This window comes from Streptomyces sp. NPDC048185 (genome assembly GCF_043202495.1).
GTDB lineage: Bacteria > Actinomycetota > Actinomycetes > Streptomycetales > Streptomycetaceae > Streptomyces.
This window is the reverse complement of the sequence record NZ_JBIDAN010000005.1, coordinates 445,454-458,759: the sequence shown is the minus strand read 5'-3', so window position 1 is coordinate 458,759 and position 13,306 is coordinate 445,454. Positions and strand designations below refer to the sequence as shown.

The 13,306-nt window shown below is 72.6% G+C and carries 9 protein-coding genes and 1 pseudogene; 7 read left to right on the top strand and 3 right to left on the bottom strand.

Annotation, left to right across the window (positions count from 1 at the left end):
- Positions 1 to 113 precede the first annotated feature (113 nt).
- Positions 114 to 1,208 carry a hypothetical protein gene (locus ACGF3H_RS18175; RefSeq protein WP_362495155.1) on the top strand — a complete coding sequence of 365 codons (1,095 nt, stop codon included), beginning with the start codon at positions 114 to 116 and terminating at the stop codon, positions 1,206 to 1,208.
- Between the two features lie 132 nt (positions 1,209 to 1,340).
- Here ACGF3H_RS18175 and ACGF3H_RS18170 read toward each other — a convergent pair whose 3' ends face one another.
- Entirely contained in the window at positions 1,341 to 2,612 is a 1,272-nt protein-coding gene (locus ACGF3H_RS18170; protein ID WP_362495156.1) for an alpha-L-fucosidase, read from the bottom strand.
- Positions 2,613 to 3,078: 466 nt separating this feature from the next.
- Between ACGF3H_RS18170 and ACGF3H_RS18165 the strand changes: the two genes are divergently transcribed.
- Entirely contained in the window at positions 3,079 to 3,921 is an 843-nt protein-coding gene (locus ACGF3H_RS18165; RefSeq protein ID WP_362495159.1) for an alpha/beta hydrolase, read from the top strand.
- 302 nt (positions 3,922 to 4,223) lie between these two features.
- Here ACGF3H_RS18165 and ACGF3H_RS18160 read toward each other — a convergent pair whose 3' ends face one another.
- Positions 4,224 to 6,023, bottom strand: a complete 1,800-nt coding sequence (locus ACGF3H_RS18160; protein WP_362495162.1) for a cholesterol oxidase substrate-binding domain-containing protein — start codon at positions 6,021 to 6,023, stop codon at positions 4,224 to 4,226.
- Positions 6,024 to 6,371: 348 nt separating this feature from the next.
- Here ACGF3H_RS18160 and ACGF3H_RS18155 point away from each other — a divergent pair, with 348 nt between their 5' ends.
- Positions 6,372 to 6,938 carry a hypothetical protein gene (locus ACGF3H_RS18155; RefSeq protein WP_362495165.1) on the top strand — a complete coding sequence of 189 codons (567 nt, stop codon included), beginning with the start codon at positions 6,372 to 6,374 and terminating at the stop codon, positions 6,936 to 6,938.
- Between the two features lie 84 nt (positions 6,939 to 7,022).
- Positions 7,023 to 7,379: a VOC family protein gene (locus ACGF3H_RS18150; RefSeq protein ID WP_362495168.1), complete on the top strand. Its 357-nt coding sequence runs from the start codon at positions 7,023 to 7,025 to the stop codon at positions 7,377 to 7,379.
- Between the two features lie 60 nt (positions 7,380 to 7,439).
- Here ACGF3H_RS18150 and ACGF3H_RS18145 read toward each other — a convergent pair whose 3' ends face one another.
- Positions 7,440 to 8,093 (bottom strand): GntR family transcriptional regulator, encoded by a 654-nt coding sequence (locus ACGF3H_RS18145; protein ID WP_362495171.1) that lies wholly within the window; start codon positions 8,091 to 8,093, stop codon positions 7,440 to 7,442.
- Between the two features lie 169 nt (positions 8,094 to 8,262).
- On the opposite strand from ACGF3H_RS18145, the gene ACGF3H_RS18140 reads away from it, so the two are divergent.
- The 3 genes and pseudogenes from ACGF3H_RS18140 to ACGF3H_RS18130 all read left to right on the top strand — a co-directional run bounded on the left by ACGF3H_RS18140 (position 8,263) and on the right by ACGF3H_RS18130 (position 13,300).
- On the top strand, positions 8,263 to 9,510 hold the full coding sequence (locus tag ACGF3H_RS18140; RefSeq protein WP_362495226.1) for a sarcosine oxidase subunit beta family protein: 1,248 nt from the start codon (positions 8,263 to 8,265) through the stop codon (positions 9,508 to 9,510).
- Positions 9,511 to 9,535: 25 nt separating this feature from the next.
- A pseudogene (locus ACGF3H_RS18135) lies at positions 9,536 to 12,717 on the top strand (sarcosine oxidase subunit delta family protein).
- On the top strand, positions 12,707 to 13,300 hold the full coding sequence (locus ACGF3H_RS18130; RefSeq protein WP_362495178.1) for a sarcosine oxidase subunit gamma family protein: 594 nt from the start codon (positions 12,707 to 12,709) through the stop codon (positions 13,298 to 13,300). The pseudogene ACGF3H_RS18135 and the gene ACGF3H_RS18130 overlap by 11 nt, the downstream one beginning before the upstream one ends.
- Positions 13,301 to 13,306 lie beyond the last annotated feature (6 nt).

Sequence of the window (13,306 nt, the reverse complement as noted above, 5' to 3'; positions counted from 1 at the left end):
CGTCGTGCTTCCGCGGACGGCGGATGCGGAACCCGCACGGGCGGGCAAAGGGTGGGGACGAACGAATGACGTATCGGCGTGTGCTCGGACCAGCGCTCTTCGGGGCGCTGTTGATGGCTGGGCTACTCTGGTGGGCGGGCTCCAGTGCCCATGCACTCGGTCTGCCCGGCGCCACGCGCTTCTTCGGCCCCGACCAGGCGAACCGCCTGGTGGCGTGGACGATGCCCTGGTCGACCGATGCCCCGACCTCGGCCCAGTTCGCCGATCCCGCCGGTGCGGTCGGTCACGGCGCGGACTACGCGGCATTGCGAGAGACCGCCATGCGGGTGCGCTACGCCGCACTCGTCCTGCTCTACCCCTGTGGCGCCCTGCCGCTGTTGCGCCGGCTCTCGGGCCCCGGCGCCAGACGTGCCGCGGTGTGTGTGGCGGCCCTGTGGGGCTGGGGCATCACCGCGGCCATGCTCGCGGTGACTGTCTCGGCGCCCTGGATGGTCGCTTCCGGCGGCTCGGCGGCCTTCCGGCTGCTGCCGCGTCTCGCGAGCGCCATGTCGCAGGGCCGCGAACTGCCGGTGGGCGCCGCCCTGGTGGCCGCCGCGGCGGTCACCGGCCTCATGTCCCTGCTGCGGCGCGAGGACGTGTCACCACCGCGCCCGGTCGTGCCGACCGCGGCCACCGCACGGCTTGCCGCGACCCTGGGCACCACCGTGGTGGCCCTCGCCCTCGTCGTGCTCTCCAACGACCGGGTCGCCGGCCGCATCCAGACCGGGTTCGGCGGCGGAGGACGCCTGTCCGAGCCGGGTGACCTGCTGCGGCAGTGGGTCCAGCTCGGCGCCTGGGCCATGCCCACCGGCTCCGACACCGGACGCTGGCTGCTGTACCGGCTCGGCGACGTGGCGCTGCTCGTCCTGGTCTGGTGGGGGCTGCGACTGCTGCCCGTCCTGCTCGACCGCGTGACCTACCCGGCCTACGCGCTCGGCGCCGTCGCCGCCACCACCCTCGGGGTCGAGGTGAGTGAGATGTGGTCCTCACTGCTCTCCTACCAGGGCAGCACCGCCGGGCCGCTGCTGTACTACGTCTCTCTGGGCTCAGGGGTGTCCGCCGCGCTCGTCTTCGGCGTTCTGGCCGGCTGGGTGAGCGCGCTGACCGTGCGACTGCGCACCCGCCCGCAGCCGGCCGCCCCGGCCGTGGTGCAGGCACAACCGGCGTGACCCGGTCCAGGGAGGCGAGGGACCGGGCGGGGGCAGCGGGCGGGCCCGGCTCGGGACGAGTGAGCGTGTCCTCGCCGGGGCGCCGGCGGATGCTGCCCACGGCTCGGTGACACCCACTGCTCTCTCCCTCACTCAGTCGCGGCCGCGCCCGGTGTACAGCTCCAGTTCTCCGTCGAGTTCGACGGTGAGGACGGTGCCGTGCGGGGCGATGTCGGCCTGCGGGGGCGCGTCGATCCACAACACGCCGGGGACGTCGTGCAGGCCGCCGGTGACCCGGTGGGCGAGTTCCGTCCCGGTCCCCAGCACGCTGACCCGGCGTACCGCGTTGCGCAGTCCGCGCACGGAGACCGTCTCGCTCGGCGGATCGAGGCAGACGAGGTGGAGCGTGCGACGGTCCGGGGACAGGGTGCTCGGCCCGTAGTGGTGCCCCGGCGGCAGTCCGGCGACGCTGCCGTGAACGGCCGCCGAGTGGCGCCGTATCCAGTCGCCGAGCCCTTCGAGCCGCCGGGCCTGCTCCGCGGGGACGGTGCCGTCCGCCCGCGGGCCGACGCCGAGGAGCAGGTTGCCGCCCATGCCGATCGTCTCCGCGAAGTACCGCACCAGTTGTCCCACCGTCTTGTGGTTGCCGTCCTGCGGCCGGTAGCCCCACGAGTCGTTCACCGTCAGGCACAGCTCCCAGGGGATGCCCGGGGCGGACATGGGCAGTCCTTGCTCGGGGGTGGCGTAGTCGCCGTGGCCGAGCAGTCGGGCATTGCACAGGGTGTCCGGCGACAGGTCGCGGATCGTCCGGGCCAGTTCGGACATCCGCCATTGTTCCGCGGAGCGTTCCCACTCGCCGTCGAACCAGAGCAGGTCCGGCCCGAACCGAGTGATCAGTTCGCGCACCTGACCGTCCCGGTAGTCGAGGTAGCGGTTCCAGGCGCGCGGGTCCTCGGCTCCCGGGGCCGGGGAGACGTAGGGGCTGTCGACCAGCTCGGGGTGCGGCGGCCGGGGGTGCCGCACGGTGGCGTAGTCAGGGTGGTTCCAGTCCGAGTGCGAGTAGTAGAGACCGGCTTTCAGGCCCTCTCGGCGCATCGCGCTCACGTACTCGGCGACCAGGTCCCGGCCCGCCGGTGTGCGCCGGACCACGCTGAGATCGCCGAACCCCGTGTCCCACAGGGCCACTCCGTCGTGGTGCCGGGCCGTCAGAACGGCGTAGCCGGCGCCGGCGCGGGAGAAGAGCCGTGCCCAGGCTCCGGCGTCGAACGCGGCGGCGGTGAAGCCGTCGAGCTGGCGCATGTACTGGTCGTGCGGCATGACGGAGTCGAAGAAGGCCCAGGATTCGGGCACTCCCTCGACCGCGTAGATGCCGTAGTGCACGAAGATGCCCAGTTTGGCCTCGGTGAACCAGGGCTGCATGGTCATGGAACCGTTCCTCGCAGATCCTCGGGAAGACGTACCGACGAGCCCGGCTCGTGACCGCAAGGGTCCGAGCCATGGATCGTGGATCGTCTCGGAAGGTAGATCAAGCTCACCGGCGGCACCAGGTGCCTCGCGTCCCGGGAAGCACTGGACCCCGCCACGGCCGCCCGGGGCCGCGCGGGCGGGATCGCCGGCGTGGGCGCGGGCTTCCTCGCCGGACCCCACCGTCCGCGGGTCACATCTGCCGCGCGGTCCACCGCGAGCGATGAGTTCGGGCGTCGGATCCGGTCTGCCCTGGCATGACTCGCATTCCCACTCACCTCGCCGTCCCTCCCGACGGTTCCGTCCCCGGGCGTCCCGGCGCCGGCCCGGACGACGGATCGCACCGACGGCGAGGTCCTGCGGCAACGGCGTGTGTGCGCACCGTCGACCGCGAGGCACCTGGCTTTCGACGTCTCCGGGGGAACCGATGACCACTGTCCACATCGATGAGATCGCCTTGGGAGTCCAGTCGTTCGGTGACGACGACGCCCCGCTCGTCCTGCTCGCGGGCGGGACGACGATGCTCTCCTGGCCCGACGCGCTGTGCGAGCGCCTCGCCGCCGGCGGGCGCCGTGTGGTGCGCTACGACCTGCGCGACAGCGGGGAGTCGACGACGACCGATCCGGAGTCGCCCGCCTACACCCTGCGGAGCCTCGCCGCCGACGCGGCGGCCCTCGTCGACGTGCTCGGCGGGGGCCCCGCGCACCTCGCGGGAATCGGTGTCGGCGGGATGGTCGCCCAGGTGGCCGTGCTCGACCATCCGGGCTCGTTCTCGGCGCTCACCCTGGTCGGCACCCGTGCGGTCGCTCCCGGCCCGGCCGACGACGACCTCCCCGACCACGACCGTGCGACGATGCGCCGGCTGTTCGCGCGCCCGATGCCCGACTGGACCGACCGCGAGGCGGTGGCGGAGTTCGCCGCCGCCGGAGCGGAGATTCGCGGCGACGACCCCGTGGCCGCGCGCGCGGTCGCGGCGCGCGTCTGGGACCGTACGCCCGGCACCGCACCCCCGGTCCAGCTGGCCAACCAGCTGGGCATGGTGTTCTCCAAGCTCGACTGCGGGCCCCGCTGGCGCGAACGACTGCCCGAGATCGAGATCCCCACCCTCGTCGTCCACGGCCGCCGCGACCGCTTCTTCCCCGTCGGCAACGGTGAGGCGATCGCGCGCGAGATCCCCGGGGCCCGGCTGCTCGTCCTCGAGGAGGCCGCCACCGCGATCCCCGACGCGGCGGTCGGCGAGATCACTGAGGCGATGCTCACGCTGGGCTAGGGCCTGCCCGGCGAGGGGATCCCTCCACGTCTCGGCGCGGCGGAACTCACGGCTTGTGGGTCGCCCGGAGCAGTTCCGCCGGCCGGCGGTGATCCCAGTCGGATGGTCGGTTCCGTTGTAGCCGTCGGACGCTCTCCGTTCGTGACGCGGCTCGATGAGGTCGTCGAGGATGAGACCCCCGCCGCGCAGGACCTTGCCCCGGTCGCCGTAGGTGAGCTGGCAGCTGGTCGTGTCCGTACGGGGCGCGGCCCTCTGCGCGGTCGGGTGATCCGAGGGCCGCCTCCCGGGTGGGGCTCGTCTGCTCAGCGCAGCAGCGCGTCGAGGAACGGGCTGGAGATCACGCGGTGGGGGTCGAGCCGGTCCAGGGTCGCGACCGCCTCGTCCCAGCCGGGGCCACCCCCGGCGCGCAGGGCGGCGGGGACGGCGCGCGTGAGGACGTCCGGGTCGGACCACGCGGCGGTGTCGGTGTAGGCCCAGCCCTTGGACCACTCGACACGAACCGTCGCCCGCTCCCCGTCCATGGCCAGCAGGAACTGCTCGATGTCCCGGTAGAAGCGGTGCAGGGCCGGAGTGGCCGGCAGGGAGAGGACGTCGATCCACACGGCGGTGTCGACGTCCGGCCGGTCCGGACGAGGCCGCAGGGCGGACAGCAGCGGAGGCCGGGCGCCGGGCACGCCGCACACGGAGGGGTCCTCCAGGCCGGTCACCCGGATCTCCACCTGGCCGTTGACCGGGTATTCGCCGCGTGCCGCGTACTCGGCGAGCAGTGTGCGGTAGAAGTCGGCGAACCGGCTGACCACCCACTGCAGATCGGCGCGGCGGGTGAGGACGGCATAGCCGTTGGCCGTCTCGCGCAGGGTGGTGGGCCGTACGTACTCCAGCAGGTTGCGGGAGGCGCCCCACAGGTCCGAGCGCAGCCCGCCCGCCAGCAGGTGGGTGAGCACGTCGCCGGTCAGCACGTCCCGCACGAGGGTCCCCGACAGCAGGACATCGGTGATGTCGCCGGTCAGCGCGACCTTGGCCAGCAGGTACTGGAGCTGCCCGAAGAGCGGGGCGCTCGCCCAGGCTCCCGAGACCAGGGCTCCGGCGAGCCGGGCCACCGGCTCGGGAAGCGAGTCCGAGAAGGGGTAGTTGTACGGCGTGTCGACCGCTCGGGCGGCGAACGGCCGGTCGGGGGCGACGCTCCAGACCTTCAGCCAGGGCTTGTCCGTGAACGCGAACCAGATCGCCTCCGCCCGGCCGGTCCTGTCCACGAAGCCGGCCAGTGTGCGGGTGCCCGCCGGGGCACCGGGGGCGGCGAAGAGTTCGGTGGCGGGGATGTCCAGGTAGGACCGGCAGCGCAGGTTCTGGTCCGGGCCCGTCCGCAGCACGGCCTCGGTGACGAGTGAACGGCCGAGGTGGGTCAGGAGCGCGTCGCAGTCGGGCTCGGCCCGTCCGACCGTCCGCAGGACGTACCGGCCGGCGCCGTCGTCCCAGACGACCGCGGTCAGCTCCGTGACCAGGTTGCTCAGCGAGCCGTACCCCTGCCCGGGCAACGGGTTCTCGCCGGTGGCGGGGACGGCCGTACCGTGTGCGCCGATGGCCAGCGCACCGCCGACCGACAACTCCCCGGGTGCCGGCGCGGAGACGACCCCGTGTCCGTGCGCTCCGGCGAACGCGAGGACGCTCTCCAGCAGGGCTCCGGTCTGGACCCGGTACAGGGCCGACCCGTCGGCGTCCTCGCGTTCCAGCGACATCCCGGTGAGGTGTGCCGTGGTGTCCAGCAGGACGACCCGGGCCGCGGCGGGCGTGCCGTCGGCCACGGTGAGCGGAGCCCAGCCATGCCGCTTGCCCTGCCCGCGTACCGTCCAGCCCGCGCCGTGGGCCCAGTTCACGACGTCGAGCACGTCCTGCGGGGTGCGCGGCGCGCACGTCCACAGCCGATCGGCGCGGATCTCGCCGGCCCAGTTCTCGTAGACGCGCCGATACACGTCGAGTCCGGCCGGGAAGCCGGCCGGCGACGGCGCGTCCGCGTAGGCGCTGCCCGGCCGGATCACCCCGCGCAACAGCCAGACCGCGCCACTCGCGGCGGCCGACGACGCGAGCAGCCTGCGCCGCGACATTCCTCCGCCCTGAACCGAAGACCCGTCCGTCATCCCCGAGAACCTCCCCTGTCCCGCCTCACCACGGCACGGCCTTGCCGGGCCGACCGAGCACGCAAGCTAATCGGTCACGAGGAGCCCCATAGTCATATGGTCGTTCGATCTACGCGATCGAGTGAAAGTCCCGCGAATCACCCTCCTTCCCGGTGGAAGGTCAGTAGCGGGTCGCCACCACGTGGGTCGAGGCTTATCGTGCTGCCCGCCTCGTCCGGGCTAACCGCGATCGCGGCAGGGGCGGGTCACGGCGAGGGTGGGAGGGGCGCGGCGTCCTGCCGGCCCGTGACCCCTCTGGGCGAAGGAGCACTGTCAATGTCCGGACGCAACACCGTCATCCGCAGCCTGCACGACGTAGGCCTGGCGGCATGGTTCGGGGGCTCCCTGATGGGCGCGATCGGCCTGAACGGCGCCGCGGAGAACGAGGGCCCCACGGTCGCCGCCCGAGCCCGGATCGCCTCGGTGGGATGGGCGAGGTGGGTTCCGGTCAATGCCGCGGCGATCGGCGCGCACCTGTTCGGCGGGGGTGGACTGCTGGTCGCGAACGCCCACCGGGTCACCTCTCAGAAGGGCGTGGCCGCCTCAACCACGGCCAAGACGGCGGTCACCGCGGCGGCCCTGGCGGCGACGGCCTACGCCCGCGTCCTCGGCAAGAAACTCGAGCTGGCGTCCTCCCCCGCCGTCGAGGACAGCGAGAAGGCCGCGCGCCATCCCGTCGACATCGACAAGGCCCGGCGTCACCTGGCGTGCGCGCAGTGGACGGTCCCGGCTCTGACCGGCTGCCTGGTGGTCCTCAACGCCCTGCACGGCGAGCAGCAGCGTCCCCTGGCACAACTGCACGGCATGTGGGAGCACGCCCGCTCCGTCAGCCGGCTCAACTAGGCGGGGCCCCGGCGGGCGGGGCGATGCGTTCCGTACCCGGTCGGCACAGGCGTACGGGTCCGACTCGTAGCGAAAGGTCGCAGCATGTCCTTCACTCATGTGCTCGCGGTCGCCCCGGTGAGCGACATGGAACCCGCGGTGGCCTGGTACGAGCGGCTTCTGGGCAGGCCGGCCGACGCGAGGCCGATGGCGGGGCTCGCCGACTGGCACGTCGCCCCGTCCGGCTGGATCCAGGTGTACGTGTCGCCGGAACACGCGGGGGCGTCCCTGCTGAACCTGGTGGTGGACGACCTGGACCGAGCGCTGTCGGACCTCGCCGATCGCGGCATCACCGCCGGGCCGGTCCAGCCGGGTTCCCGGAACGTGAGGTTCGCCGCCGTCCGGGACCCCGACGGCAATCGGGTCACACTGATCGAGAACCCGGTCACCTCGGACGGCTGAGCAGCCGGGAGCCGACGGTCATGCGGTCGACCGCGGGCCGTGCCTGTGCCGTGCCCGCGCTCAGATGACGCCGCGGATCGCCGCTTCGAACCCTTCGACGTGGCTCGCCGCGAGGGCTCTGGCCTTGTCCGCGTCGCCGTCGATGACGGCGTGCAGCAGCGGTCCGTGTTCGTGCACATGCCCCGCGAGGCCCGGGAGCCGGTCGAGGAAGAGGCACCAGATACGGGTGGCCAGGTTGTCGTACCTGATCAAGGTGTCCTCGAGGAAGGGATTACGGGTGGCGGCGTAGATCGCCCGGTGCAGGGTCATGTCCAGCCGGATGAGGTCTCCCTCACCGTCGGAGGCCTTCGCGAGCCGGGTCAGCAAGCGGCCGAGTCCGGCGCGGTCGCTCTCGCTCGCCCGTTCGGCGGCCAGTGCGGCGGCGAGGGGCTCGAGCTCCAGGCGCACCTCGGAGACATGCCCGAGGTCGGCGATCTGCACCTCGGTGGCGAAGGTTCCGCGCCGGGGGTAGGCGACGATGAGGCGTTCGTGCTCCAGCCTCTTGAGTGCCTCCCTCACGGGAGTGCGCCCGAAGCCGAGTTCGGCGGCGATCCGCTCGTCGTTCAGCGGCTCCCCCGGGCGGATCTGGAGCGTCACGAGCCGGTCCGCGACGGAACGGTAGGCCTGGTCGGCCAGGGTTCCCGGGCCCTCACCGGTGGACGTCGAAGAGGTCACCGCACATCACTCTCCCTTGACGCGGCCGCATCGCGCTCTTAGCGTAGCGCAACAGAACATTGATATATCAGTCGCCGATCAGTTGTTCCCGAAGGACATCCGTGACTGCCCCCGCCCCCGGTCCGCGCGCGGCTCGGTCAGCGGCTCTCGCCCAGGAGGCTCGTCAGTGATCCACCCCAACGCCGGCGCCCCCACCACGCCCGGGGACGCCCTGCCCGACCACCCCGACTTCCTGTGGCGCAACCCCGATCCCAGACCGTCCTACGACGTCGTCATCGTCGGCGGCGGCGGGCACGGCCTGGCCACCGCCTACTACCTGGCCAAGAACCACGGCATCACTGACATCGCGGTCCTGGAGAAGGGCTGGCTCGCGGGCGGCAACATGGCCCGCAACACCACCATCATCCGCTCCAACTACCTCTGGGACGAGAGCTCCGGCATCTACGAGCACTCACTGAAACTGTGGGAGACCCTCGAGGAGGACCTGGACCACCCGATCCTCTTCAGCCAACGCGGTGTCCTCAACCTCGCCCACAGCCTGCAGGACATCCGCGACAGCAAGCGCCGCGTCCACGCCAACCGGCTCAACGGCATCGACGCCGAGTGGCTCGAGCCGGACGAGGTCGCCGAGGTCTGCCCCATCGTCAACATCTCGCCCGACGTGCGCCATCCGGTGCTCGGCGCCACCTACCAGCCGCGCGCCGGCATCGCCAAGCACGACTACGTCGCCTGGGGCTTCGCCCGCAGGGCCGACGGCTACGGCATCGACCTGATCCAGGACTGCGAGGTCACCGGCATCGACGTCCTCGACGGCCGGGTGACCGGCGTACGGACGACCCGGGGCCGCATCTCCGCCGGGAAGGTCGCCCTCGCCGGCGCGGGCCACTCCTCCGTGCTCGCCTCCATGGCCGGCCTGCGGCTGCCCCTGCAGAGCCACCCCCTGCAGGCCCTGGTCTCGGAACTCCTCGAACCCGTGCACCCGACCGTGGTGATGTCGAACGCCGTGCACGTGTACGTCTCCCAGGCCCACAAGGGCGAGCTCGTCATGGGCGCCGGCATCGACGGCTACAACGGCTACGGACAACGCGGGGCCTTCCACATCCTGGAACGGCAGATGGCCGCGGCACTCGAACTCTTCCCCGTCTTCGCCCGCGCCCACATGCTCCGCACCTGGGCCGGCATCGTCGACGTCACCCCGGACGCCTCCCCCATCGTCGGACTCACCCCCGTCGAGAACCTCTACCTCAACTGCGGCTGGGGAACAGGCGGTTTCAAGGCCACGCCCGGCGTCGGCTGGTGCTACGCGCACACCATCGCCACCGGCGAGCCGCACCCCTACAACGCCCCCTTCACCCTCGAACGCTTCACCACCGGCGCCCTCGTGGACGAGCACGGCGCCGCAGCCGTCGCCCACTGAGCCCGATCCGGCCGAGGAGATTCCCATGCAGCTCATCACCTGCCCGTGGTGCGGTGAGCGTGAAGAGATCGAATTCCACTACGGCGGGCAGGCGCACGTCGCCTACCCCCAGGACCCGTTCGCGCTGGACGACGAGCAGTGGGCCCAGTACGTCTTCTTCCGCGACAACCCCGAGGGCCCCTTCGCCGAACGGTGGGTGCACGCGGCCGGCTGCCGGCGCTGGTTCAACGCCCTGCGCGACACCGCCACCCACGCGTTCCTCGCGGTCCACGACATCCGCGACCAGTCCCTCGGCGCGCCGGCCGACGCACCCGCCGCTGAGCACCAGGGCCAGGAGGCCGGCCGATGACCAACCCGTTCCGGACCGGCGGCCACGGTCACGTCGACCGTGGGGCCATGCTGTCCTTCACCTTCGACGGGCGCACCTACACCGGGCACCCCGGCGACACCCTCGCCTCGGCGCTGCTCGCCAACGGCGTGCACCACGTCGCCGACAGCATCAAGTACGGGCGGCCGCGCGGCGTGCTGGCCGCCGGGGCGGAAGAGCCCAACGCGCTCGTGCAGATCGAGGCCCCCTTCCCCGAGCCCATGCTCACGGCCACCACCGTGGAGCTGTACGACGGCCTCGTCGCGCGGGGTCTGTCCGGCCAGGGCCGCCTCGGCAGCGAGCCGGACCGGGCCCGCTACGACACCCTGCACGCCCACTGCGACGTCCTGGTCGTCGGCGCCGGCCCCGCCGGGCTGGCCGCCACCCTGTCGGCCGCCCGGACCGGCGCCCGCGTGATCCTCGTCGACGAACTCCCGCAGCCCGGCGGTTCGCTGCTCGGCAGCGGGGAAACGCTCGACGGCAGGCCCGCGACCGAGTGGATCGGCGACGTCGTCGCGGAACTCGACGGGTGCGCCGACGTGCGGGTGCTGCGGCGCACCACGGCGTTCGGCCACTACGACGACGGACTCGTCCTCGCCCTGGAGAAGCGCACCGACCACCTCGGTGCGGCGGCACCCGCCCACGTCTCACGGCAGCGGATCTGGCGCGTCCGCGCCCGGCAGGTCGTGTACGCCACCGGCGCCCATGAGCGTCCGGTCGCCTTCGACGACAACGACCGCCCGGGCATCATGCTGGCCGGGTCGGCGCGCACGTACCTCAACCGCTTCGGCGTCCTGCCCGGGCGGCGGGCCGTCGTGTTCACCACGAACGACAGTGCCTACCCGGCGGCGCTCGAACTGGCCGACGCGGGCGTGCGGATCGCCGCGGTGGTCGACGCCCGCGCGGACGTGGCGGCGCACTGGCGGAGCGCCTGCCGCGAACGGGGCATCGACATCCGCGCGGGTCACGTCGTCACCGGGACCAGCGGCGTCGACCGCGTCTCGCGTGCCCACGTCGCCGCCTTCGGCGAGGGCCGCCTCGGTGAGCGACAGGGCATCGACTGCGATCTGCTGCTCGTCTCCGGCGGCTGGAACCCGGCGGTGGCCCTCTTCAGCCAGGCCCGCGGCGCCCTGCGCTACGACGCCGGACTCGGGGCCTTCGTCCCGGCACGCGCACTGGACGGCGTCCGTACGGCGGGGTCGGCCGGGGGTCAGTTCACCCTGGCCGGTTGTCTCGCCGACGGCGTGGGCGCCGCCCGGGACGCGCTCGCGGCCCTCGGCACGACGGGCGAGCCGATCGGGCTGCCGGCGGCCGAGTCGCTGCCGGCGGGGGTCCCCGGCCGGGTGCTCTGGCGGGTGCCGAGCCCGCGTGACGGGCAGGACGGCGCCCACCAGTTCGTCGATCTGCAGCGGGACGCCCTCGTCTCGGACGTGCTGCGGGCGACCGGGGCGGGCCTCAGGTCGGTGGAGCACGTCAAGCGCTACACCACGATCGGCACCGCGCACGACCAGGGCCGCACGTCCGGCGTGATGACGTCGGGCATCGTCGCCGAGGCACTCGGGGTGGACGTCGCCGAGCTGGGCACCATGCGCCTGCGTCCGCCCGCCGTGCCCGTGTCCTTCGCCGCCCTGGCGGGCCGCAACCGCGGGGACCTGTTCGACCCGGTCCGGGTGACCGCGCTGCACCCCTGGCACGTCGAGCAGGGCGCCCTCTTCGAGGACGTCGGCCAGTGGAAGCGCCCCTGGTACTACCCGCGGGCGGGCGAGACGATGGAGGAGGCGGTGCTCCGCGAGTGCCGGGCCGCGCGCACCGGCGTCGCGATGATGGACGGCTCCACGCTCGGAAAGATCGATGTGCAGGGCCCGGACGCGGGCGTGCTGCTGGACCGGCTCTACACGAACATGATGAGCACCCTCGAGGTGGGCCGGGTCCGGTACGGGGTGATGTGCGGCGTCGACGGCATGGCCCTCGACGACGGCACCGTGATCCGGGTGGCCGAGCAGGAGTACCTGCTGACCACGACCACCGGCAACGCCGCCAGGGTCCTGGAGTGGATGGAGGAGTGGCTGCAGACGGAGTGGCCGGACCTGCGCGTCCACCTGACCTCCGTGACCGAGCACTGGGCGACCGTCCCCCTGGTCGGGCCCCGCTCCCGGGACGTACTGGCCCTGGTCGCCCCCGAGCTGGACGTCGACAACGACGCGTTCCCCTTCATGTCCTGGCGTGACACCACCGTCGCCGGCATCCCGGCGCGCGTCTGCCGCATCAGCTTCTCCGGTGAACTCGCCTACGAGATCAACGTGACCGCCTGGGACGGCATCTCCGTGTGGAAGGCCCTGCTGGAGGCGGGCGGCCCGTTCGGCATCACTCCGTACGGCACCGAGACCATGCACGTGCTGCGTGCCGAGAAGGCCTATCCGATCATCGGGCAGGACACCGACGGCACCGTCACCCCGCAGGACCTGGGCATGTCGTGGGTCGTGTCCAGGAAGAAGCCGGACTTCATCGGCAAGCGGTCCTTCTCCCGCCAGGAGAACCGGCGCGGCGACCGCAAGCAGCTGGTCGGTCTGCTGCCGGCCGACGAGCGGGTCCTGCTGCCCGAGGGCGCCCAGATCATCGCCACCCGCGACGTCCCGGAGCCGCCCGTCCCCATGCTGGGTCACGTCACCTCCAGCTACCGCAGCGACGCCCTGGGGCGCACGTTCGCGCTGGCCCTGGTGCGCTCCGGAACCCAGCGCGTCGGCGACACCCTCTACGTCCCCCTGGACGGACGGACCGTCCCGGTGGCCGTGACCGACCCCGTGCTCTTCGACAAGGAGGGAACTCGCCGTGACGGTTGAGAAGCCCGCTCGCCTCAGCCCGCTGGGGGCCTGGCAGGAGGCCCTGTCGCAGTTGCCCACCGGACTGCGGGTGCGGGAACTGCCCTTCCTGACCCAGCTGACCCTCCGGGCGCAGCCCGGCAGCCTCGCGGCGAAGGCTGTCGAGGACGTCCTGGACGTCGCCCTGCCCGGCCCTCTGTGCGCCGAGCTGTCCGGTGATGTCGAGGTGCTCTGGATGGGCCCGGACGAATGGCTGCTGGTCGCCCCCGACGGACGGCGGGACGACCTCGTGAGCCGCCTGCGGTCGGCAATCGGGGACGAGTTCGCCACCGTCACCGACGTCTCGGCCCAGCGCACGGCCCTGGCGCTGTCGGGGAACCTGGTGCGCACCGTGCTGGCCCAGGGCTGCGCCATCGACCTGGACCCGCGCGTGACGCCCGCCGGCTCGTGCCTGAACACGCTGCTGGCCCAGGCCTCGGTCACGCTGGTCGTGCGGGACGAGCCCGGCGCGGGCGTCCGGCTGCTGGTCCGTTCCTCGTTCGCGTCCTACCTCGCCACCTGGCTCGTCGACGCCTGCACCGAGTACCGGGACGGCACCGGATGAGGCGGG